Source organism: uncultured Microbacterium sp. (assembly GCF_963521695.1).
Lineage (GTDB): Bacteria > Actinomycetota > Actinomycetes > Actinomycetales > Microbacteriaceae > Microbacterium.
Genome location: NZ_CAUQWC010000024.1, coordinates 1 through 21,810, shown reverse-complemented (window position 1 = coordinate 21,810; position 21,810 = coordinate 1). Strand labels below are relative to the sequence as shown.

At 70.6% G+C, this 21,810-nt stretch carries 22 protein-coding genes; 17 read left to right on the top strand and 5 right to left on the bottom strand.

What is annotated here, in order from left to right:
- Positions 1–773 (bottom strand): CNNM domain-containing protein (locus RWP81_RS03310; protein WP_314452232.1); only part of this gene is annotated, 773 nt, incomplete at its 3' end.
- 164 nt (positions 774–937) lie between these two features.
- Positions 938–1,477 carry a PepSY domain-containing protein gene (locus RWP81_RS03305; protein WP_314452230.1) on the bottom strand — a complete coding sequence of 180 codons (540 nt, stop codon included), beginning with the start codon at positions 1,475–1,477 and terminating at the stop codon, positions 938–940.
- Between the two features lie 143 nt (positions 1,478–1,620).
- On the opposite strand from RWP81_RS03305, the gene RWP81_RS03300 reads away from it, so the two are divergent.
- The 5 genes from RWP81_RS03300 to glmM all read left to right on the top strand — a co-directional run bounded on the left by RWP81_RS03300 (position 1,621) and on the right by glmM (position 5,909).
- On the top strand, positions 1,621–2,457 hold the full coding sequence (locus RWP81_RS03300) for an alpha/beta hydrolase (protein WP_314452228.1): 837 nt from the start codon (positions 1,621–1,623) through the stop codon (positions 2,455–2,457).
- Positions 2,458–2,659: 202 nt separating this feature from the next.
- The gene (locus RWP81_RS03295; RefSeq protein WP_314452226.1) at positions 2,660–3,412 is read left to right on the top strand and encodes a CPBP family intramembrane glutamic endopeptidase; all 753 of its coding nucleotides are present in this window, start codon (positions 2,660–2,662) and stop codon (positions 3,410–3,412) included.
- 185 nt (positions 3,413–3,597) lie between these two features.
- On the top strand, positions 3,598–4,044 hold the full coding sequence (gene rplM, locus RWP81_RS03290) for a 50S ribosomal protein L13 (RefSeq protein WP_055959156.1): 447 nt from the start codon (positions 3,598–3,600) through the stop codon (positions 4,042–4,044).
- A gap of 33 nt (positions 4,045–4,077) precedes the next feature.
- Complete coding sequence (rpsI, locus tag RWP81_RS03285; protein WP_314452236.1) at positions 4,078–4,539, top strand: 30S ribosomal protein S9; 462 nt, start codon at positions 4,078–4,080, stop codon at positions 4,537–4,539.
- A 14-nt stretch (positions 4,540–4,553) separates the two neighbouring features.
- On the top strand, positions 4,554–5,909 hold the full coding sequence (gene glmM, locus RWP81_RS03280) for a phosphoglucosamine mutase (RefSeq protein WP_314452224.1): 1,356 nt from the start codon (positions 4,554–4,556) through the stop codon (positions 5,907–5,909).
- 98 nt (positions 5,910–6,007) lie between these two features.
- Here the strand turns inward: glmM and RWP81_RS03275 are convergent, their stop codons facing one another.
- A complete protein-coding gene (locus RWP81_RS03275) occupies positions 6,008–6,937 on the bottom strand; it encodes a Ppx/GppA family phosphatase (protein ID WP_314452222.1) in 930 nt (309 codons plus the stop codon).
- 157 nt (positions 6,938–7,094) lie between these two features.
- On the opposite strand from RWP81_RS03275, the gene coaA reads away from it, so the two are divergent.
- From coaA to tsaE, 5 genes are all read left to right on the top strand, one after another.
- Entirely contained in the window at positions 7,095–8,057 is a 963-nt protein-coding gene (gene coaA, locus RWP81_RS03270; protein ID WP_055959144.1) for a type I pantothenate kinase, read from the top strand.
- A gap of 79 nt (positions 8,058–8,136) precedes the next feature.
- Complete coding sequence (gene glmS / locus RWP81_RS03265; RefSeq protein WP_314452221.1) at positions 8,137–9,987, top strand: glutamine--fructose-6-phosphate transaminase (isomerizing); 1,851 nt, start codon at positions 8,137–8,139, stop codon at positions 9,985–9,987.
- A gap of 344 nt (positions 9,988–10,331) precedes the next feature.
- Positions 10,332–10,790: a holo-ACP synthase gene (locus RWP81_RS03260; protein WP_399540542.1), complete on the top strand. Its 459-nt coding sequence runs from the start codon at positions 10,332–10,334 to the stop codon at positions 10,788–10,790.
- Positions 10,787–11,908, top strand: coding sequence for an alanine racemase (alr, locus tag RWP81_RS03255; RefSeq protein ID WP_314452220.1), 1,122 nt, complete (start codon positions 10,787–10,789; stop codon positions 11,906–11,908). The genes RWP81_RS03260 and alr overlap by 4 nt, the downstream gene beginning before the upstream one ends.
- Entirely contained in the window at positions 11,905–12,408 is a 504-nt protein-coding gene (gene tsaE / locus RWP81_RS03250) for a tRNA (adenosine(37)-N6)-threonylcarbamoyltransferase complex ATPase subunit type 1 TsaE (protein ID WP_314452218.1), read from the top strand. Before alr ends, tsaE begins: the two co-directional genes overlap by 4 nt.
- Before the next feature lie 16 nt (positions 12,409–12,424).
- Here tsaE and RWP81_RS03245 read toward each other — a convergent pair whose 3' ends face one another.
- Positions 12,425–13,357 carry an alpha/beta hydrolase gene (locus tag RWP81_RS03245; RefSeq protein ID WP_314452216.1) on the bottom strand — a complete coding sequence of 311 codons (933 nt, stop codon included), beginning with the start codon at positions 13,355–13,357 and terminating at the stop codon, positions 12,425–12,427.
- 76 nt (positions 13,358–13,433) lie between these two features.
- Here RWP81_RS03245 and tsaB point away from each other — a divergent pair, with 76 nt between their 5' ends.
- Genes tsaB through RWP81_RS03225 form a run of 4 tightly spaced genes read left to right on the top strand, consistent with a single transcriptional unit; the run spans position 13,434 to position 16,331 of the window.
- Complete coding sequence (tsaB, locus tag RWP81_RS03240; protein WP_314452214.1) at positions 13,434–14,066, top strand: tRNA (adenosine(37)-N6)-threonylcarbamoyltransferase complex dimerization subunit type 1 TsaB; 633 nt, start codon at positions 13,434–13,436, stop codon at positions 14,064–14,066.
- Positions 14,066–14,671, top strand: a complete 606-nt coding sequence (gene rimI, locus RWP81_RS03235) for a ribosomal protein S18-alanine N-acetyltransferase (RefSeq protein WP_314452213.1) — start codon at positions 14,066–14,068, stop codon at positions 14,669–14,671. Before tsaB ends, rimI begins: the two co-directional genes overlap by 1 nt.
- Positions 14,671–15,789: a tRNA (adenosine(37)-N6)-threonylcarbamoyltransferase complex transferase subunit TsaD gene (gene tsaD / locus RWP81_RS03230; protein WP_314452212.1), complete on the top strand. Its 1,119-nt coding sequence runs from the start codon at positions 14,671–14,673 to the stop codon at positions 15,787–15,789. The genes rimI and tsaD overlap by 1 nt, the downstream gene beginning before the upstream one ends.
- On the top strand, positions 15,786–16,331 hold the full coding sequence (locus RWP81_RS03225) for a hypothetical protein (RefSeq protein WP_314452211.1): 546 nt from the start codon (positions 15,786–15,788) through the stop codon (positions 16,329–16,331). The genes tsaD and RWP81_RS03225 overlap by 4 nt, the downstream gene beginning before the upstream one ends.
- 109 nt (positions 16,332–16,440) lie before the next feature.
- On the opposite strand, the gene RWP81_RS03220 is transcribed toward RWP81_RS03225, so the two are convergent.
- The gene (locus tag RWP81_RS03220) at positions 16,441–17,628 is read right to left on the bottom strand and encodes a THUMP-like domain-containing protein (RefSeq protein ID WP_314452209.1); all 1,188 of its coding nucleotides are present in this window, start codon (positions 17,626–17,628) and stop codon (positions 16,441–16,443) included.
- A gap of 490 nt (positions 17,629–18,118) precedes the next feature.
- Between RWP81_RS03220 and RWP81_RS03215 the strand changes: the two genes are divergently transcribed.
- The 3 genes from RWP81_RS03215 to RWP81_RS03205 form a co-directional block, all read left to right on the top strand.
- The gene (locus tag RWP81_RS03215; RefSeq protein ID WP_314452207.1) at positions 18,119–18,976 is read left to right on the top strand and encodes a hypothetical protein; all 858 of its coding nucleotides are present in this window, start codon (positions 18,119–18,121) and stop codon (positions 18,974–18,976) included.
- A 29-nt stretch (positions 18,977–19,005) separates the two neighbouring features.
- On the top strand, positions 19,006–19,857 hold the full coding sequence (locus RWP81_RS03210) for a hypothetical protein (protein WP_314452206.1): 852 nt from the start codon (positions 19,006–19,008) through the stop codon (positions 19,855–19,857).
- Positions 19,858–19,983: 126 nt separating this feature from the next.
- On the top strand, positions 19,984–21,810 hold a 1,827-nt coding region (locus RWP81_RS03205), incomplete at its 3' end, for a dynamin family protein (protein ID WP_314452204.1).

Genomic DNA, 21,810 nt, shown 5'->3' with positions numbered 1-21,810 from the left:
ACGACATCGTCGATGGACTGCTCCGCGACCGGGTAACGCGAATACGGCAGATCCCGCACCGTCTCGCGGGCCTCGGCGATGGTGCCTCCGGCATCCAGGGTCACCACCTCGGGCCGCGGACGCATGACCTCGCTCACGTGGCGGTCGCGCAGCGACAGCACGTCGTCGAGGATGCGACGCTCATCGGCCGGAAGCCCCTCGTGACTGGACACGATGTCGCGGAGCTCCTCCTCGGTGAGCTCCTCGCCGGTCTTGTTCGGGTCTCCGCCGAGCAGGCGCACGAGCACGTTGGTCGAGAGCGACAGCAACCAGATCACCGGCCGCATGAGCTTCGCGAACCCGTTCAGCACCGGGGCGACCGTGTACGCGAAGGCCGCGTTGCGCTGGATGGCCAGGCGCTTGGGTACGAGTTCGCCCAGCACGAGCGACAGGTAGGCGATCACGAGGGTGAGGGCGATCGTCGACACCGTCGCCGCCATGCCCGGCTCCAGACCGAGGTTCTCGAACAGCGGAGTGACCGAGGGCGCGATGGATGACGCCCCGTACGCGGCCGAGGCGAACCCCGCCACCGTCACGCCGATCTGCACCGCCGACAGGAAGGTATTGGGGTTGCGCGCGAGATCAGCGACCTTCTGCCCCCGTTTGCCCCGGGCGGCGAGGGCGTTCACCTGGCTCTCGCGAAGGGTCACCAGTGCCATCTCGGTCGCGGCGAACACGCCGCCGATGAGCACGAACACGATGACGAGCACGATGTTGAGGGCGAGGTCGTTCATCGGTGGATCGCCCCCGCTCGGGGGGAGGCGGCGCCCGGGGTCACCCGGGCGCGCGGACTATGACCGACGGAGTCGCAGGCGTGGCGCATGGCGCGAGTGTAGTGAGGCGGGGGTGTCGCGGTCCGGTCGGACCGGAGGGGTTGCGTCCCCGTGGCGCCTCTGCCTTACAGGACCGCCCCGTCGGATGCCGAGATGCGCACCGTCGCTCCGTCGCGCATCTCCACCTTCCAGACCCACGCACCCCCGTCGTCGTCGAGCTGGACCTCGTCGAGGCGTTCGTCGCCCGGGTTCTGCGTCGCGGCGATCCGCACCGCGTCGGCGAGCGTCGTCACGGCCGCGTCCAGTGCGGCACGTTCCTCGGCGTCGATGTCGTCGTCGTCCCGCGAGGACTGCACGCTTGTCCCCTCGGACGCCACGCGCACCTCGACCTCGCGCTCGCCCACGGCGACGTGCACCTCCCAGGTGTCGTCGTCGCCGCGTTCCAGCTCGAACGCGCGACCGCCCGCGCTCGACTCGGCGGTGGTGATCGCGGTCACAGCGGTCCTGCCGTCGTCGTCGACGGAGGTCGCACCGGATGCCCCGCTCCCGGGCGCGCCCGATGTTGCGGGGACGGGGTCGCCCCCCGATGCGGGGGCGCAGGCGCTGAGAGCCAGCGCGCCGGCGACGATGAGCAGGGCGGTACCGGGGATGCGAGTCGGAGCCATGCCGGAAGGCTAACGACGCCGAGCAGGTGGCCCCGAGCCGTTGCATCCGCGCTCGCCCTGTGCGAAAGGCGGGGCGTTACCAATCCGAAACATCTTCGTCAAGCAGGGGCCCGTGTTCAGGTGCGAGCCGAAGCATTGCGGCCATGAGCGAGATCACCGCACACCACGGACTTCTGACCGACATCGACCTTCACGTCGACGACACCGGCGGCACCGGCCGACCGATCGTCCTCATCCACGGCTGGCCCCTCTCGGGCGAGTCCTGGGCCCACCAGGTCCCCGCGATCGAGGCGGCCGGGTACCGCGTCGTCAGCTACGACCGCCGGGGATTCGGTCGCAGCGACAAGCCCCGCACCGGATACGACTACGACACCTTCTCCGACGACCTGCAGGCCGTGATCGAGACCCTCGACCTGCGCGACGTCACCCTCGTGGGCTTCTCGATGGGCGGCGGCGAAGTGGCCCGCTACATCACGCGTCACGGTGCCGACCGCATCCACAGCGTCGTCTTCGCCTCCGCCGTGCCCCCCTACCTGGCCCAGACGGACGACAACCCCGAGGGTCCGCTCGACGATGAGACCGCCGACGGCATGAAGCAGGGCCTCAAGGACGACGAGAAGGCTTTCTATCACCAGTTCACGACCGACTTCTTCTCGGTCGACGGCACCCTCGCCGTCTCCGAGGCCGACCGTGCCGAGGCCGAGCGCCTCGCGAACCAGGCCGACCATCACGCTGCGCTGAAGTCGATGGAGGCGTTCGCCACCACCGATTTCCGCGACGACCTGCCGAACGTCACCGTCCCCACCCTCGTCATCCACGGCGACAGCGACGCGACCGTCCCCTTCGAGGGCTCGGGCAAGCGCACGCACGAGGCCATCGCCGGGAGCGAACTGCACGTTGTCACCGGCGCGCCCCACGGCGTGAACGTCAGCCACGCCGACGAGTTCAACCGGGTCGTCATCGACTTCCTCCAGCGCTGATCCGCCGCGCTCGCGTTCGCACTCTCGCCCGCATCCGCGGTGGACGCGTTCGCACGGGTCTTGCCCCGTCGCCTTAGGGCGGCGGGGCATCGTCGTGCCGGGTCATGCCCGTGAGCGACCGGGTGAAGACGGTGGTGAAGCCTGCGGTGCGCGCGCCGTCCGACGCCACGCCAGGGCCTTTCGGCGTCCTACCCTGACCCGCATGTCCTCGCTCGACGCTCCCGCCGCTCGTCACCGGGGGCGCCGCCGACGTCGCCGGTGGGGGGAGGGCGGATCGAGCATCGCCCGATGGGACATCGAGATGCTCGGGTGGGCCGTCTGCGCGGTCGGGGTGGCCGCGGTCGGAGCTCACGCGGCGCCCCTGGTGTTCCCGGTCGAAACGGCCGCCGCCGGGGCGCAGGGGATCATCTGGACGGTGATGGCCGTGCCCGTCGCCCTGGCCTTCGCGCGCTCGCGCCCGCGGGGGCTGCTGCGCTTCCGGGTCATCGACCTCGTGTACGGGGTCGTCTTCGGCATCCTGCTCCGACTCGTCCAGGGCGCCGTCGCCGGCATCGGCGGCGACGCCGCACCGTGGCCGTCGACGTTCTCGACCGACGGCGGGCTTCCACCCGCGTTCGCCCTCGACGCGATCGCCGGGTCACTGGTGACCCCGACGATCGAGGAGTCGTTCTTCCGGGCGGTCGTGCTGGTCAGCACCTTCGCCGTTCTCCGGCGCCGCGCCGGCGGCGTCGCCGCGGGCATCGCCGCCGTGGCGGTGTCGACGGCTCTCTTCGTCGCCGCGCACGAACTGACGGCGCCGCGCTCGCCGTCGGACCTCGCGGCCCTGACGCTGCTCGGCGTCGTCGCGGGAGCGTTCACGATCGGGACGGGGCGCATCTGGCCGGCGGTGGCCGTGCACGTCGTCTTCAACGCGTCCGGTTTCGCTCTGGTCGCCGCGGGCACGCTCCTGGCCTGACGGCGGCGGCATTTGGCCGTGGCATCCGGATGCCGTAGTCTTGCTCTTTGGTGCCCGCCTCTCTGCGAGCGGTCGCCCGAACGTGAGCCCTCCACCGGCCCTGGTTGCGTCGTCATCGACGAGGCAACGGACCACCGGAGCGGGATTCACGAACTCCTCCGTTCGAACAAGAAAGCAGCACTACTGTGACGCGCACTTTCACCCCCAAGGCCGCTGAGGTCACGCGCGAGTGGGTCGTTATCGACGCCGCCGACGTCGTCCTCGGCCGTCTCGCCTCGCACGCGGCGGTCCTCCTCCGCGGCAAGCACAAGGCGACCTTCGCCAACCACATCGACTCCGGCGACTTCGTCATCGTGATCAACGCCGAAAAGGTGGCGCTCACGGGTCAGAAGCTCCAGAAGAAGAAGGCCTACCGCCACTCGGGTTACCCGGGCGGCCTCAAGTCGGTCACGTACGAGGAACTCCTCGACAAGAACCCCGTCCGCGCGGTCGAGAAGGCCATCCGCGGCATGCTGCCCAAGAACAGCCTCGGCGCGGCGCAGCTCAAGAAGCTCAAGGTGTACCGCGGCGCCGAGCACCCCCACGGTGCCCAGCAGCCCACGGCCTACACCTTCGACCAGGTCGCCCAGTAAGCGCCGCCGGATAAGGACGAAACAGTGTCGAACATCGACCCCAGCAACTACAGCACCGAAACGCCGGCCGAGCAGTCGACCGTCGAAGCCTCGCGCCCCGTGCTCTCGGTCCCCGGCGCAGCCGTCGGCCGTCGCAAGCAGGCCATCGCCCGCGTGCGCCTCATCCCCGGTTCGGGCACGATCACGGTCAACGGCCGCACGATCGAGGACTACTTCCCGAACAAGCTGCACCAGCAGCTGATCAACGACCCGTTCACGGTGCTCGAGCTCGCGGGCTCGTACGACGTGATCGCGCGCATCTCCGGTGGAGGCCCCTCGGGTCAGGCCGGCGCCCTGCGTCTCGGCATCGCCCGTTCGCTGAACGGCATCGACGAAGAGAACAACCGCCCCACCCTGAAGAAGGCCGGCTTCCTCTCGCGCGACGCTCGCGTGAAGGAGCGCAAGAAGGCCGGTCTCAAGAAGGCCCGCAAGGCGCCTCAGTACTCCAAGCGCTGAGTTCGACGATCCGGATGCCTCTTTTCGGCACGGACGGGGTGCGGGGGCTGGCCAACGGCCTCCTCACCGCCGAACTCGCGCTGCACCTGGCCCAGGCGACTGCTGTCGTCCTGGGCCAGGGCCGTTCTGCGGAGGCGCGCAAGGCCGAAGGCCGCCGCCTCACCGCCGTCGTCGCGCGCGATCCGCGCGTCTCGGGGGAGTTCCTCGCGGCGGCGGTCTCTGCGGGACTCGCGTCGTCGGGCGTCGACGTGCTCGACGCGGGGGTCATCCCCACGCCCGCCCTGGCCTTCCTCATCGCCGACCATGACGCCGACTTCGGTGTGATGGTATCGGCGTCGCACAACCCCGCCCCCGACAACGGCATCAAGATCTTCGCCCGAGGCGGCAAGAAGCTTCCCGACGTCGTCGAGCAGCGCATCGAACTCGCCCTCGAGTGGGATCGCCTGCAGCCCACGGGCGCGGGTGTCGGTCGCATCCGGCGCTTCGCCGACGCCGAAGACCGGTACGTGCTTCACCTGCTGGCCTCGCTGCCGCACCGCCTCGACGGCATCCACGTCGTGCTGGACTGCGCGCACGGCGCCGCCGCCGGCGTGTCGCCCGAGACCTTTAAAGACGCGGGCGCGATCGTCACCGTCATCGGCGCCGAGCCCGACGGGCTCAACATCAACGACGGCGTGGGCTCGACGCACCTCGACGTGCTCGCCGAAGCCGTCGTTCGTCTGGGAGCCGATGTCGGCATCGCCCACGACGGCGACGCCGACCGCTGCCTCGCCGTCGACGCGCAGGGCAACGTGGTCGACGGCGACCAGATCATGGCGATCCTCGCGGTGGCGATGAAGGACCGCGGCGCGCTCGTCGACGACACCCTCGTCGCCACGGTCATGAGCAATCTCGGGCTGCACCGCGCGATGGCCGACCACGGCATCCGCGTTCTGCAGACCGGCGTCGGCGACCGCTACGTGCTCGAGGCCATGAACGAGGGGGGCTACTCCCTGGGCGGGGAGCAGTCGGGCCACGTCATCATGAGCGAGTTCGCCACCACCGGCGACGGTCTGCTGACGGGGCTGCACATCGTGGCCGAGATGGCCCGGCAGGGCAAGACCCTCGCCGAGCTCGCATCCCTTATGACGGTGTACCCGCAGGTGCTCGTCAACGTTCGCGGCGTCGACCGCGACGGCGTGACCGACGAGGGCGTGCAGGAGGCGGTGACCGCCTCCATCGCCGACCTCGGCGACTCCGGCCGTGTGCTGCTGCGCGCGTCCGGCACCGAGCAGCTCGTGCGCGTGATGGTGGAGGCGGCGAGTGAAGAGGTCGCCCGCGCCCACGCGGATCGTCTGGCCGACGTCGTCCGGGATCGTCTCGCGCTGTAGCGTCAGGTCCCTTCGACGGGCCCGGGACCTTCGACGGGCTCAGGGGTCTTCGACGGGCTCGAGGACCTCCGTGCGTCGAAGGCCCTGAGCCGTCGCCGTCAGTACTCCAGCGACTCGATGTAGCGCAGGAGGACCCCCTCGCGCAGTGCCCAGGGGGAGACCTCGAGCTCCTCGACGTCGAGCGCTTTCATCGCCCGCTCCACGACCACGGCCGCGGCGACGATCTGGAACGTGCGGTCGGCGGTGATTCCGGGAAGTGCTTCTCGCGCCTCGGCGGGGATGCGGGCCAGTCGCGGGATCCAGTCCTTCAACTCCCGGCGGGGCAGCACCATGCGATCGATGCCAGACCATCCCGGCACCGGGTAGCCCGCGAGCTTGGCGAGCGAGCGGATCGCCTTCGACGACCCCACCACGTGGTCGGGCCGGGGGAGCGCGGCGAAGCGCGCGGCCACCGGCGCGAGGACGGTCATCGCGTGCTGGCGCAGCGCGTCGATCTCGTCGGCGCCGGGCGGGTCGTGCGGCAGGAACTGCACCGTCGAGCGTCCGGCACCCAGCGGCACCGATTCGGCCAGGTCGGGCAGTTCGTCTCCGCCGCCGGCGATCTCGAGGGAGCCGCCGCCGATGTCGAACAGCAGGATCTGCCCCGCCGACCAGCCGAACCACCGCCGCACCGCCAGGTAGGTGAAACGCGCTTCCGTCTCGCCGCCGAGGACCTGCAGCGGTTGGCCGAGGACGTCCTCGATCTGCGCGATGACCGCCTCGCCGTTGGTCGCCTCGCGCACGGCCGAGGTCGCGGTTGCGAGGAGTTCGTCGACCCCCTCGGCGCGCGCGTGCGCGCACGCCGCGGCCACGGCATCCACGAGTCCCGTCACGCCCTCGGGCGAGATGGAGCCGTCGGGCTGCAGGTAGCGCATGAGGCGCAGCACCGAGCGGTGCGAGGTGGTGGCCGTCGGCCGACCCCCCGCGCGGGCGTTGGCGACGAGCAGGTGGACGGTGTTCGAACCGATGTCGAGGACTCCCAGGCGCACGCTCCGAGCGTAGTGGCGCGGCTCATCTGTCGGAGAGCGGTGGCCCGGGGCGCCCCTGGGGTCACTTCCGGTCGCAACAGCCACACCGATCACGCAGATGATCACGCAGATGGAGCACGCGCCGCACGCGGCAGGCCGACGGGCGGGCGCCGGTAGCATGGGGCGGGTGTCCGCTGCCGAGACCGACGCTCCCGCGCCGTCGCTGAGCCCCTACCGTCAGATCGACCGCGATGACTGGTCGCGCTTGGCCGGCGGACTCCCGCAGCCGCTGACCGAGAACGAGATCGTGCAGCTGCGCGGGATCGGCGACCGCCTCGACCCTCGCGAGGTCGCCGAGGTGTACCTGCCCCTCAGCCGGCTGCTGAGCCTCTACGCACGCGCCACGCGCCGACTCGGCGCCGACACGAGCGAGTTCCTCGGCGAACCGGATGCCACGACCCCGTTCGTCATCGGCGTCGCAGGCTCCGTGGCGGTCGGCAAATCGACCATCGCCCGCCTGCTGCGCGAGCTCATGAGTCGCTGGCCCGACACCCCCCGGGTGGAGCTGGTCACCACGGACGGCTTCCTGTATCCGAACGCCGAGCTCGAACGCCGCGGGCTCATGGACCGCAAGGGTTTCCCCGAGTCGTACGACCGGCGGGCGCTGGTGCAGTTCCTCAGCGAGGTGAAGTCGGGCGCCGAAGAGGCGCGTGCACCCTTCTACTCGCACGTGCGGTACGACATCATGCCCGACGCCCACGTCACGGTGCACCGACCCGACGTCGTCATCGTCGAGGGGCTGAATGTGCTGCAGCCACCGCCCTCGCCGAACGAGGTCGCCGTGAGCGACCTGTTCGACTTCTCGATCTACGTCGACGCCGACGCCGCCCACATCGAGAAGTGGTACGTCGAGCGGTTCCTCGCCCTGCGCGACAACGCCTTCACGAACCCCACGTCGTTCTTCCGCGTGTTCGCCGACATCAGCGACGAGGAGGCCGTGGAACGCGCCCTCGGCTACTGGCGCGAGATCAACCTCCCCAACCTCGAAGAGAACGTCCTGCCCACGCGCCACCGTGCGGGGCTCGTGCTGCAGAAGGGCGCCGACCACACGGTCGAGTCGGTGCTGCTGCGAAAGCTCTAGGGCCACCTCCCTCCGGGCGTGCGCGGCCTCGGACGCGGTCGCAGGGGGTGCTCGGCATCGCCCCGTAGGATGGGGGCTCATGTGCGGAATCATCGGTTACGTGGGTCCTCGGCAGAGCCAGGACATCCTTCTCGCCGGACTGTCTCGGCTGGAATACCGGGGCTACGACTCCGCGGGCATCGCCGTGATCGACGGCGAGGGCACCCTCGACATGCGCAAGCGCGCGGGAAAGCTCGCGGTGCTCCGTGACGACCTCATTGCCTCGCCCATGCCGAACGGCACCACCGGCATCGGCCACACGCGCTGGGCGACGCACGGCGGACCGACGGATGCCAATGCGCACCCGCACCTCGCCGACGACGACAAGCTCGCCGTCATCCACAACGGCATCATCGAGAACTTCGCCGAGCTCAAGAGCGAGATGGTCGGCGAGGGCTTCGCGTTCCGCAGCGAGACCGACACCGAGGTCGCCGCCGTCATGATCGGCCGCGAGTACGCCCGCACCAAAGATCTGGTGCAGGCGTTCCGAGCGGTCGTCTCGCGCCTCGAGGGCGCCTACACGCTCCTCGCCATGCACCAGGACCACCCGGGTCTCGTCGTGGGCGCGCGCCGCAATTCTCCGCTGGTCATCGGCCTCGGCGAGGGCGAGAACTTCCTCGGCTCCGACGTCGCCGCCTTCGTCGAGCACACCCGCAACGCCCTCGCGATCGGGCAGGACGAGATCGTGGCCATCACCCCCGAGGGTGTCGAGGTGACCGATTTCTCGGGCGCACCGGTCGAGGTCGAGGCGTTCGAGGTCACGTGGGACGCGTCGGCCGCCGAGAAGGGCGGCTGGTCGTCGTTCATGGCGAAGGAGGTCTCGGAAGAGCCCGAAGCCGTCGCCAACACCCTGCGCGGCCGGATCCACGAGGGTCGGGTCGAGATCCCCGAGCTCGAGGGGCTCGACGACTTCCTCGCCGACATCGACCGCATCCTCATCATCGCGTGCGGCACCGCCGCTTACGCCGGCATGGTTGGCAAGTACGCGCTCGAGACGTGGACCCGCGTGCCCGTCGACGTCGAGCTCGCCCACGAGTTCCGCTACCGCGACCCGGTGCTCTCCGACCGCACGCTGGTCGTCTCGATCAGCCAGTCGGGCGAGACCATGGACACCCTCATGGCGGTGAAGTACGCCCGTTCGCGCGGGGCCAAGACGCTGTCGATCTGCAACACGCAGGGCGCGACCATTCCGCGCGAGTCGGACGCCATCGTCTACACCCACGCCGGTCCCGAAGTCGCCGTGGCCTCCACGAAGGCCTTCGTCGCGCAGATCACCGCGCTCTACCTGCTCGCGCTGCACGTGGGCCGCATCCGCGGCGCCGTCGACCCCGTCACAGCCGTCGAGGCCGTCGCCGAGCTCGAGGCTGTACCCGGCAAGATCGCCCGCGTGCTCGAGAGCGAGCAGTCGCGCATCGAACAGCTCGCCCACTGGATGGCCGACACGCGCTCGGTCCTCTTCCTCGGCCGCAACGTCGGATACCCGATCGCGCTCGAGGGGGCGCTCAAGCTAAAAGAACTGGCGTACATCCACGCCGAGGGCTTCGCCGCAGGCGAGCTCAAGCACGGCCCCATCGCCCTCATCGAGCCGGGCCAGCCCGTGTTCGTCGTGGTGCCGTCGCCGCGTGGCTCGGGCGAGATGCACAAGAAGGTCGTCTCGAACATCGAGGAGATCCGCGCGCGCGGTGCCCGCGTGATCGCGATCGCCGAAGAGGGTGACGTCGCCGTGCTCCCCGCCGCCGACGAGGTGCTGCGCATCCCTCTCGCCGCCCCTCTGTTCGAGCCGCTGCTGGCCGTCGTGCCGCTGCACATCTTCGCGATGGGCCTCGCCGAGGCCAAGGGCCTCGATGTCGACCAGCCGCGCAACCTGGCGAAGTCGGTGACGGTGGAATAAGCCGTCGTCTTCGGGGCCGGATGCCGTGGCATCCGGCCCCTTCGTCGTTTCCGGGGAGCGGGTGCGTGGGGCTCGGCGCTGGGGGAGGCGGCCTGGAGCTGGGGCGGGTCCCGGGTGCTCAGCCCGCGAGCGTGGGGCGGGGATCCCGGCCGGGGCGACACGACGCGGGATTCTTCGCACGAGGGAGCTCGGCGGGGCGCCTTCACGACGGATGACGGGCAATTGTCCCGCGTTGTGCTCGGGCGGTGGCTCAAGGCCCCGCAGCCTGCGTCGGGCGGCAGGAGCGGCGGCCCGATGTCGGCGGGCACCGGCAGAATGGAGAGGATGCCACGAGGGGAGGGCGCATGATCGTCGGAATCGGCGTCGACGTGGTCGACGTGCCGCGGTTCGCCGCGACCCTGGCGCGGACCCCACGACTTCTTCCGCGGCTGTTCGCCCCCGCCGAGCGCGTGCTCAAGCCCCGCTCGCTCGCCGCGCGGTACGCCGCGAAAGAGGCGCTGATCAAAGCGCTCGGCGGATCGGACGGGGTGCACTGGACCGACATCGAGGTCGCCTCCGAACCGTCGGGGCGCCCCATCTTCGCGCTGACCGGAGAGACCGCCGCCACCGTCGCCGGTCGGGGGATCACCGCCCTGCACCTGTCGATGTCGCACGACGCGGGACTCGCGACGGCGTACGTCATCGCCGAGGCAGCGTCCGGTGTACCGGCGCCGATGCGGGAGAACGCGGCATCCGCCGTACCCGACACGGCGGCGGAGCCCTCGGCATCCGCCCCCCACACCGCCCGAGAGGACACCGCATGAGACTTCCGCGGGGAGTGCTGCGCGAAGCGCTCATCGACGTCGAGGCGATCACCGAGAACGTGCGGCACCTGCGCACGCTGACGGGCTCGCAGATCATCGCGGTGGTGAAGGCCGACGGCTACGGTCACGGTGCCCTCCGCACCGCCCTCGCCGCGCTCGAGGGCGGCGCGACGCGCATCGGCGTCTCCGACATCGACGAGGCGCTGGCGCTGCGGCGAGCGGGCCTGCGCGCCCCTCTGTTCTCGTGGCTGCACGCACCGGGGGCGTCGTTCACCGAGGCCGCACGACACGACATCGAACTCGGCATCTCGGATCTCGACCAGCTGCAGCGCGCCGGAGAGGCGTTCGCGGGCGGACGACCGGTGAGCGTCCACCTCAAGATCGAGACGGGACTCTCGCGCAACGGCATCGCCCCCGACCAGTGGCGGACCGTGTTCTCGGAGGCGGCGCGACTCGAACGCATCGGGCGCGTGCGGGTGATCGGGGTGTTCTCGCACCTGTCCAACACCAGCCTCGACGACGATCGCGCGGCGCTCGCCCGCTTCGAAGAGGGCGTGGCGCTCGCCGCAGCCGCGGGACTGAACCCGCCGCTGCGGCACATCGCGGCGACGAACGCGGCGGTCACCCTCCCCGAAGCGCGGCTGGGGTGCGTGCGCATCGGTATCGGTCTGTACGGCGTCTCGCCCCTGGCCGACCGCACGGCCGCCGACCTGGGCCTGCGTCCGGCCATGACGCTGCGTGGAGCCGTGGCAGCGGTGCGGCGCGTTCCCGCCGGCACCGGGGTGTCGTACGGCTACGACTACCGCACCGAGCGCGACACGACCCTCGTGCTCGTACCGCTGGGCTACGCCGACGGCGTTCCCCGCCAGGCGTCGGGACGCGGACCGGTGTCGATCGGCGGTCGCCGCTTCACGGTCGCCGGTCGCATCGCGATGGACCAGTTCGTCGTGGACGTCGGCGATCACCCGGTGGCGCTGGGCGACGAGGTCGTTCTCTTCGGCGATCCGACCCTGGGGGCGCCGTCGGCGCGTGACTGGGCGGATGCCGCCGACACCATCGACTACGAGATCGTCACCCGCGTGGGCGCTCGCGTCCCCCGGCGGGAGGTCGAGGCGTGAGCATTCCCGACGAGCTGCTGGGCACGCGCGAGATCGCAGAGCCCGCCGACATGCACGAACTGGGCCGCGCGATCGGCCGCGCTCTGGCGCCCGGTGACGTCGTCGTGCTCACCGGGCCTCTCGGCGCCGGCAAGACGACCCTGACGCGCGGGATCGGCGAGGGACTCGGCATCCGCGGTCCTGTTCAAAGCCCCACTTTCGTCATCGCCCGCACGCACCCCTCGCTGGTGGGCGGCACCCCGCTGGTGCACGTCGACGCCTACCGGCTGGGAGCGGCGGTCGAGCTCGACGACCTCGACATCGACGTGGCGCATTCGGCCGTGATCGTGGAGTGGGGGCGAGGCGTCGCCGAGTATCTGTCGGACTCGTGGTGGGAGATCGAGATCGACCGGCACCTCGGCGGCCGCGGCGTCGACAATGCGTGCGGAGAGATCGCCGTGCACACCGTCGAACTCGACGTCGATGCGCCACGGAAGGTGACGATCTCGCGTCGGCCCTGACCTGCCGACGCAACGATCAGCGCGTTCCGGTCCCCGCCGACTGCGGCTTCGCCCGGGTGGATCGCCCCGGCGCACGGTCGACCGCCCAGACGTCTCGGAGTGCCCGCAGCGTCTCGACAGGCTGCTCCACGTGCGCGAAGTGCCCGCTCTCGTCGAGCACGATGTCGTCGTAGTCGTGCAGCATCCGCCTCCACGCGCGAGGGTCGCTCGCGGCGACGAAGACGTCGTGGCTGCCGCGCACCGACCGCACGGGGCACACGATGCGGCGCCAGACGCCGTCGTCGTGGGTGCGCGAGATCCTCGCGGCCGCGAGGAACGCCGCCGGGCGGATCTCCGAGGCGAGGGCGTCGGTCAGGGAGCGGCTCACGCGGTCGGGATGCCGGAACAGCGGTCGTGCGAGGACGCGGAGCAGCCCGGTGCGCCGCAGCCCCCGTAGCAACGGACCGGCGACCGGTCCGATCGCGCGCAGCACCCGCATCGCCGCCACCATGCCGGCCAGCCAGGGGAGGCGCACGGCACCCGGGAGCGGACGGCGGGTGACGGCCCGAGCGCCCGCTCCGCTCGGCGACACGACGCCGACGGCGACGGTCTCGCGGGGGAAGCGGGCGGCGATGTCGAGTGCGATGACTCCGCCGAGCGAGTGTCCGACCACCCGCCATCGCGGGTAGCCGAGGGCGCGCGCGACGGCCGCGATCGCGACGGCGAGCTCCGCCGGGTCGGGAACGGGGCCGGGCGTGTCGCCCCAGCCCGGAAGATCGACCGCGATCACATCGGACACACGGCCCGCGGATGCCGAGAGCATCGGCATCCACGTCGTCCAGGACCCCGCCGCCCCGTGGAGCAGGACCGTCGCGACCGGACTGCCCGAGCCGCGACCCGCGTGGACGACGATGGGCCCTACGCCGGTGGGGACGACCACGCGGCGGAGGCCGAGTTCGGTGGCATCCATGGTTCTTCTTCGGAGCGGACGGCGCGAACGGATGCCGCCACGGAGCGGTGTCGGAGGGGCCGGATACCCTGGAACCGTGATCATCGGCATCGACACCTCGCTCGGCACCGCCGTCGCGGCGATCGCCCGCGACGGGGAGGTGCTCGCCGACGAGCAGAGCGCGAACCCCCTGGGCCACGCGGAGGTGATCGGCGACTTGCTGCGGCGGGCGACGGCGGTCGTCCCCGCGCCGACGCACGTCGCGATCGGCATGGGACCGGGGCCGTTCACCGGGCTGCGCGTCGGCATCGCCACCGCGCGGGTCTACGCGCTCGGACGCGGCGTTCCGGTGGTCCCCGTGCCCAGCCACGACGCCGTCGCGCTCGGCGTGCTGCTGGCCGATGCCTTAACCGGAACCGACACCCCCCGCTTCGCCGTCGTCACCGACGCCCGACGCCGCGAGTTCGCCTACAGCGTGTACGACGGGATCGACGACGACGGACTCCCCGTGCGCATCGCGGATGCCGCGCTCAGCCCCCGTGACGACGTCGACGAACGGCTGGCCGATCTCGGAGCCGTGCGGATCGAGACCACGAGGGTCTCGGCCGCGATGATTGCGCTCGTCGCCGCGCGCGCCCTCGACGCCGGCCGCACCCTCGCCGACGGGGAACCGCTGTACCTGCGCAGCCCCGACGTGGTGGCCGCGCACGCGCCGAAGCGGGTCAGCTGATGGCCACGCGCACCGCCACGGTCTCCGACCTCGACGCGATCATGGCGCTCGAGAACGCCTCGTTCCCGACCGACGCGTGGAGCGCGGCCATGATGCGCGAGGAGCTCGCCTCGCCGCACGGCTGGTACGTCGTCGTCGAAGAGGCCGGTCGACTCGTGGGCTACGCGGGGCTCCGCGCGGTGCGCGGGGCTCGGGATGCCGACGTCCAGACCATCACCATCTCCGAGGCCGCGCGGGGGCGGGGACGAGGCCGCGCGCTGCTCCGGGCTCTGCTCGACGAGGCCGTGCGCCGCGGGGTGCATGACGTGTTCCTCGAGGTGCGCGACGACAACCCGGTCGCACAGAAGCTGTACCTGTCGGACGGTTTCGCCGAGGTCGGCCGCCGCCCCCGCTACTACCAGCCCGACGACGTCGACGCGATCGTCATGCAGCTCGACCTGCGCGGCTGGGCCGCGCGACGTGCCGAGAGCGCGGATGCGGCGGCCCCCAGCGCCGCCGAGTCGGACCGATCCGACGGAATCGGATCAGAAGCATCGGCAGATCCGAATACGGTGCACTCGCCCGAATCTGCGACACCCTCCACCTCCGGAAAGGGGTGGTGCTGATGAACGCGCCCCTCGTGCTCGGCATCGAGACCAGCTGCGACGAGACCGGCATCGGCATCGTCCGCGGCCGGCAGCTGCTCAGCAACACCATCGCGTCGAGCATGGACGAACACGCCCGGTACGGCGGTGTGGTTCCCGAGGTCGCCGCCCGCGCGCACCTCGAGGCCCTGCAGCCCTCCATCGACGCCGCCCTCGCCGAGGCGGGGGTGTCCCTTGGAGACCTCGACGCCGTCGCCGTCACCAGCGGACCCGGGCTCGCCGGCGCCCTGATGGTCGGTGTCGGGGCGGCGAAGGGGTTGGCCGTCGCGCTCGGCAAGCCGCTCTACGCCGTGAACCATCTCGTCGGGCACATCGCGGCCGACATCCTCGACGCCGACGCCGGCGAGCTCGAGTACCCCACGGTCGCTCTGCTGGTCAGCGGTGGACACACCTCGTTGCTGCTGGTGCGCGATCTCACGAGCGATGTCGAACTGCTCGGCGAGACGATGGACGATGCCGCCGGAGAAGCCTTCGACAAGGTCGCGCGGCTTCTCGGGCTGCCGTACCCCGGTGGACCCGAGATCGATAGCGCGGCGGCGACCGGCGATCCCACCGCGATCCGCTTCCCCCGCGGACTGTCGCGGGCCTCCGACATGGCATCCCATCGCTACGATTTCTCGTTCTCGGGGCTGAAGACGGCCGTCGCGCGCTGGGTCGAGCAGCACGAGGCCGCGGGCCAGCCCGTGCCGGTGGCCGATGTCGCGGCCTCCTTCCGTGAGGCCGTCGTCGACGTGCTCGTCACCAAGGCCCTCGACGCGTGCGCGCGCCACGGTGTTCCCCGTCTGCTCCTCGGCGGAGGCGTCATCGCCAACAAACGTCTGCGCGACGTCGCCCTCGAGCGTGCGGGCGCCGCCGGTGTCGCCGTGCGCATCCCACCCCTTCGCCTGTGCACCGACAACGGTGCGATGATCGCCGCGCTCGCAGCCAGGCTCATCGCCTCGGGTCGGCGCCCCTCGACTCTCGCGTTCGGCGCCGACTCGACCCTGCCGGTGACCGAGATCCAGGTCGCCGAGGATCCGGATGCCGAGCCCCCGATCCTCCGCGCCGAGTCGTCGCCGCGCGCCGGAGCGGCATCGTGACCGAGGTGCCGCCGCCGACGCGGCGCGCGCGCAAAGACACCACGGCACCCGGTGGCGACACGGCTGTGGGTGCGAGGGCCGAGGACTCCGCTCCGGCGGAGCCGGGGGCTGCATCGACCACCCGTACGGTCGCGGCCCCGGGCGGAAGCACGGCGGTGCCGGCCACCGCGGCATCCGGGGCGGCGGTGTCCGCCTCGTCGGACCCGCTGTTCGACGACGACCCCGAACGCCTGCCGACGGCCCAGCTCGAGATGGCCGCGTTCGGCGATCACCTCATCCCCTACGTGCCCCCGGTACCGCCCGCACCACCGTCCCTGGCGCCGTGGGCGCTCGCGCTGGCGACCCTCGCGCTGCTGGGATCCCTGTTCACGGGGTGGCTCCTGCCGCTGGGGGTGACCGGCGTCATCTTCGCGACGCTGTCGCTCCGGCGGCCGCACGACAGTCGTCGGTCCGCCGTGTGGGCGTTGTGCCTCGCCGTGCTCTCGCTCGTCTTCAGTGTCGGCTGGCTCGTCTGGGGCTTCTCGCAGCTCGCCGTCGTCTGAGCGGGGTCGTGGCAGTGCGTCGCCGGGCTCCGCGGCGTGCGTCGCTGGGCTCCGCCGCGTGCGTCGCCGGGCTCTGCGGCGTGCGGCGGTGGCGGGGTGAGCCGTTCTCTCACACGCGATCGGCGAGCACGGCGAGGCGCTTGGACCCCACGCGGGTCACGATGAGCGTCGCCGACTCGTCTCCGCGCAGCGAGAGTTTCTTGCGCAGGAGGGCGGGGTCGATGTTGACGCCGCGTTTCTTGATCTCCAGCGTGCCGATGCCCCGTGCGCGCAAGGCTTGCGCGAGCTTCTTCGTGTCCACCGGCAGCTGCTCGCGCACGCGGAACGTCGAGACGAACGGGCTGGTGAGCGCCGCATCCGAGGTCAGATAGGCGATCCCGTCCGACACCATCCCCGCGTCGAGGGCGCGGGCGACCTCGCCGATGAGCCGAGCGCGGATCACCGCCCCGTCCGGCTCGTGCACGAACGCGCCGAGGTCGCGCGCATCGACGTCGGGGCTGTCGGCGGGGGCGGTGAGCTCCCAGGCGTCACCGCCGCGCACCACGAGCGCCGCCCGCCGCACCCGTTCGCGAGAGAGGGCGCCCGCCCACAGCACCAATTCGATCGTGGAGCCGTCGGCGCTGATCCACTGCGCTTCGACGTCGTCGGGGATATGCGCGCGGTCGAAGCCCGGGCCGAGCTTCACGCCGCCCGGAGTACGGCGCAGCACGTCGAAGACCCATTCGAGCGACGGCGACCACTCCGCTGACGCCACCTGTCGCGTCTCCGTGTGGCCGGCGGTACGTCGGGCGGGGTCGAGCCACACGGCATCCGTCCCCGACAGGTCGACGTTTTCTGCGCGTGCGTGAGTAACGCTCGCGGCCTCGCCGAAGGGGGCGAGGTTGTACGCGGCGATCGCGGCCGTCACCTCATCGGCGTCGACGGCGTGGACCCGGATGCCGAGACCGGCCAGGCCGAGCGCGTCGCCGCCGATTCCGCAGCCCAGGTCGGCGACGCTCGTCATCCCGGCGTCGCGGAACCGCCCCGCATGACGGGCGGCGATCGACAGGCGCGTCGCCTGTTCGAGCCCCGCGCGGGTGAACAGCATCCGGTCGGCGAACGGGCCGAACTTCGCCGCCGCCCGCACCCGGAGGCGGGCCTGCCCCACGACGGCGGCGACCAGGTCGGGGGAGTGACCGGCCGCCCTGAGCCGCGAGACGGCGCACGCCGCGTCGTCGGTCGAGGCGAGGGGGCCGATGCCGTCGAGCAGGCGGAGGCCCTCGGGGGTCAGCAGGGCGGTGAGCTCGGCGGTGTCCACCGAACCAGCCTAGGCGCGCCGATCCACGGGGCCGGGCAGGGCCGCGGGGTGCGGACCCTTCGACGGGCTCAGGGTCCTGCGGCGGCAGGGCCTCTACCCGTGGGGGTGGGGCACGTCGACGGGCTCAGGGTCCTTCGGCGGCGGGGTCTTATGCATGGGGTGGGGCACGTCGACGGGCTCGGGTTTTTCGGCGGGGCCTGTGCTCCTCCGTAGGGTCGGACCCTTCGACGAGCTCAGGATCCTTCAGCGTCGGGGCCTTTACCCGTGGGGTAGGGCCCGTCGCGAACTCGGGGTCTGAGGTGGCTGCGCTCGTCGAAGCCACCGGGCCCGAGCGGCGGATATCCCCGCGGTCCCCCTCCCCCTCCCCAGAAACCCCGGGGTCCCCCCTACCCGATACCGGGGAGGCCCCCGATGCCGGAAATGCGGGCCGTTCTTACTCTCGAAGAACGAACAGTACTGCGGGCCGCGGCCCGAGAATGGGATGGAAGAAATGCCTACCACCGGCGACATCAACAACTCGCTCAACACGGCCATCGCGGACTCGCTCAACGACACGAGCGTCGTCAACGAAGACAACTCGGAGAACGCCGACCTCAGCGCGACGGACTCGTTCAACACCGACAACTCGACCACCGACGCCAGCGAGACCACCGTCGACCTCGACGGCTCGTTCAACGAGGGCTCGTACAACGAGTCCAACGAGTGGACCGACTCGCTGAACACCGACAACTCCACGAACGACTCGGGCAACAGCCTCGAGTGGGCCGACGGCTCGTACAACACCGACAACTCGCACACCGACAACTCCGTCAACGCGGGTGTCCGCGAGTACAACACGGGCTTCGGCGCGTGGGGCGGCGCGTCGGCTGCGGACTCCGGTGCGGCGGGTGGCGGCGGCCACACCGAGATCTGGAGCAGCTCCACGATCGTCGACCAGTCGGTCAACCAGAACCTCGCGGTCGACGGCGGTGTCGACCAGTCGTTCGACAACTCCTCGGTCACCGCTTCGGGTGAGGGCTCGATCGCGGCCGGCGGCAACGTCGACTGGGACTACTCGGTCGACGAGTCCAGCAACTTCAGCGCCGGTGGAGACATCAACATCGGCAACGAGACCACGATCACCACGATCACGGACTCGATGAACGAGTACAACCTGGACTACTCGTACACCGACAGCTCCACCGTCATCGACGTCACCGACTCGTTCAACGACTTCTCGGAGAACTACTCGGCCGACGGCTCGTTCAACACCTCCGAGGTGTTCGAGAGCGACACCGCGATCGACGTCGACATCACCGCGGTCGTGGACAGCTTCAACACCGCCGACCTCAACCTGCCCCTGGCCTGAGCCTCTTCGCAAAGTAAGGAACCAACATCATGGTGTGGAACATCGGTGACGTGAACGACTCCGGCAACGCGGACTGGTCGAACGTCGGCAACAGCAACAGCACGACCAACACGAACAACAGCCAGAACCTGGCCGTCGACCTCAACACCGTCGGCAACGTCGACAACTCCTCGACCGACGAGTCGACGCAGGACTGGTCGTTCGTGGACTCGGGCAACGTCGACTCCAACAACCTCGACAACTCGTGGGACAACTCGGGCAACACCGACAACTCGACGAACAACTCGGGCAACTCGTACGAGATCGCGGTCGACTCGTACAACACCGACAACTCGGTGGAGGACAACTCCACCAACGCGGGTGTGCGCGAGTACAACACGGGCTTCTCCGGCTGGAGCGGTGCGGGTGGCGGCGGCAACGCCTCGATCTACAGCCAGTCGACCATCGTCGACCAGTCGGTGAACCAGAACGTCCTCGGTGGCGGAATCACCCAGGACTTCAGCAACAGCGCCGTGACCGCCTCGGGTGAGGGTGCCGTGGCCGCCGGTGGCGACGTCTCGATCTCGCGCTCGCTGGACGCGTCGACCAACTTCGACGCCGAGGGCGACATCAACATCGGCAACACCACCGAGATCACCACGTGGGACAACGTGGGCAACACGACCGACATCTCGGTCGAGCTCACCGACAACTCGCAGGACTGGTCGATCGACAACTCGTACAACGACGAGTCCGTCAACGTCGACCTGACCGACTCGTTCAACGACGACTTCAGCTCGACCGAGTCGCAGGACTGGACGATCAACGCCGACGTCATCTGGGGCTCCGGCAACTCCGAGGTCGTGGACGTGCAGCTTCCCGACGCCGATCTCGACGCCTGAGTCGCCATCCGTACCCACGGAAGCGTCTGAACGGTAGCCCTGGGCGGGTTCTCCCGCCCGGGGCTATCGTCGTTCCCAGATCCTTCGACGTCGAAGAGGCGTCGGCCCGACCGAGAGGTTCCCCGCGTGTCCGCACCGGCCCACCCCACCACGTCTCCCGCACCGAACGGTGCCGCCGAGGACGGGAGGAAGAGCCCGGCGCCGGCAGCCGAACTGGCCGCCCTCGTCGAACGGGCGCGTAAGTACTCCGGAGTCCTCGGGCGCGAGGACCTGGTCGAGAAGCTGACGAGCACGCGTGCCCGGCTGCAGGACCCGCACGTGCGCGTGGTGATCGTCGGGCAGTTCAAGCAGGGCAAGAGCAAGCTGGTCAACGCCCTCATCAACGCCCCCGCCTGCGCCGTCGACGACGACATCGCCACCAGCGTGCCGACCTCCGTGGGCTACGCCGAAGAGCCCTCCGCGACCGTTCTCGTCAGACGCGAGAGCGGGGAGTCGCACGAGGTCCGCCGCGTCGACATCCCCTTCGAGCGTCTCTCCGATTACGTCACCTCCCGCGCCGATGACGAGCAGGACGGCGACGTGGTGGGCGCCGAAGTGCTGCTGCCGCGCGAGATCCTCAAAGGCGGTCTGCGCATCGTCGACTCGCCCGGTGTCGGCGGGCTCGAATCGACCCGCTCCCTCGCCACCCTGGCCGCTCTCACGACCGCGCACGCCGTGCTGTTGGTCTCCGACGCGTCGCAGGAGTACACCGAGCCCGAGATCCAGTTCCTGCGCCACGCGATGCGCATCTCCCCGAACGTCGCGGCGGTGCTGTCGAAGACCGATCTCTACCCCGAGTGGCGCGAGATCCAGCGCGTCGACGAGAAGCACCTGAACGAGCTGGGCGTCGACATCGACGACGTCCCCGTCTTCGCCGTCTCGAGCGACCTGCGGTTGCTGGCCGCCGAGCAGCAGGACCGTGAACTGAACGACGAGTCCGGCTTCCCCGAGCTCGTGGCGCATCTGCGCCGCGACGTGCTGGGCAAGGCGGAGGACCTGAACCGCCGTGCCGCCGTGCACGACCTGCTGACCGTGTCGGACCAGCTCTCGCTGGCGGTGAAGACCGAGCTCAACGCCCTGCTGCACCCCGAGGACACACCGGGCATGATCGCGCGACTCGAGGATGCCAAGGCCAAGGCCGACGATTTCCGCAGCCGCACGTCCCGCTGGCAGGTCACGCTCTCCGACGGTATCGCCGACCTGATCTCCGACACCGAGCACGACCTGCGCGACCGCCTCCGCAAGGTGCAGCGCGAGGGTGAGACCGCCATCGACGAGGGCGACCCGGGCCCCATCTGGGACCAGATCGCCGAGTGGGTCGACCAGCGGGTGAATGCCGCGGTCTCCGAAACGTTCGTCTGGACCAACGAGCGGTCTCAGTGGTTGGCCGAGCAGGTGGCCGACGAGTTCCGCATGGGCGAGGGCTCGATCCCCCTGATCGACGTCGCCGGCACCGACGGCCTGCTCGACCCGGTCGAGGAGCTGCAGCACCTCGACGACGGCAAGATGGGCGCCGCCGAGAAGATCTACATCGGCGTGCGCGGTTCCTACGGCGGCGTGCTGATGGTGGGGCTCGCCACCAGCATCGTCGGCCTTTCGCTCATCAACCCGCTGTCGCTGCTCGCCGGCGTCCTGGTCGGTCGCCGCGCCTTCCGCGAGGACATGTCCTCGCGACTGCTGCGTCGGCAGAACGAGGCGAAGAACCTGTTGCGTCGACACATCGAAGACACCGTCTTCCAGGTGGGCAAGCAGCTGAAGGACCGTCTGCGCGTCGTCCAGCGCACCGCCCGCGACCACTTCGGTTCGATCGCCGAAGAACTGCACCGCTCGCTCAGCGACTCGGTGCTGGTGGCCAAGCAGGCCGCGGCCACCTACACCGCCGACCGCGACAAGCGCATCACCACACTGCAGGCG

Excerpts from the sequence above, each read along its gene's own strand:
- RWP81_RS03305 (WP_314452230.1), bottom strand. The coding sequence starts at position 1,477 with ATGGCTCCGACTCGCATCCCCGGTACCGCCCTGCTCATCGTCGCCGGC.
- RWP81_RS03300 (WP_314452228.1), top strand. The coding sequence starts at position 1,621 with ATGAGCGAGATCACCGCACACCACGGACTTCTGACCGACATCGACCTT.
- RWP81_RS03295 (WP_314452226.1), top strand. The coding sequence starts at position 2,660 with ATGTCCTCGCTCGACGCTCCCGCCGCTCGTCACCGGGGGCGCCGCCGA.
- glmM (WP_314452224.1), top strand. The coding sequence starts at position 4,554 with ATGCCTCTTTTCGGCACGGACGGGGTGCGGGGGCTGGCCAACGGCCTC.
- coaA (WP_055959144.1), top strand. The coding sequence starts at position 7,095 with ATGGGGCGGGTGTCCGCTGCCGAGACCGACGCTCCCGCGCCGTCGCTG.
- glmS (WP_314452221.1), top strand. The coding sequence starts at position 8,137 with ATGTGCGGAATCATCGGTTACGTGGGTCCTCGGCAGAGCCAGGACATC.
- RWP81_RS03260 (WP_399540542.1), top strand. The coding sequence starts at position 10,332 with ATGATCGTCGGAATCGGCGTCGACGTGGTCGACGTGCCGCGGTTCGCC.
- alr (WP_314452220.1), top strand. The coding sequence starts at position 10,787 with ATGAGACTTCCGCGGGGAGTGCTGCGCGAAGCGCTCATCGACGTCGAG.
- RWP81_RS03245 (WP_314452216.1), bottom strand. The coding sequence starts at position 13,357 with ATGGATGCCACCGAACTCGGCCTCCGCCGCGTGGTCGTCCCCACCGGC.
- rimI (WP_314452213.1), top strand. The coding sequence starts at position 14,066 with ATGGCCACGCGCACCGCCACGGTCTCCGACCTCGACGCGATCATGGCG.
- tsaD (WP_314452212.1), top strand. The coding sequence starts at position 14,671 with ATGAACGCGCCCCTCGTGCTCGGCATCGAGACCAGCTGCGACGAGACC.
- RWP81_RS03215 (WP_314452207.1), top strand. The coding sequence starts at position 18,119 with ATGCCTACCACCGGCGACATCAACAACTCGCTCAACACGGCCATCGCG.
- RWP81_RS03210 (WP_314452206.1), top strand. The coding sequence starts at position 19,006 with ATGGTGTGGAACATCGGTGACGTGAACGACTCCGGCAACGCGGACTGG.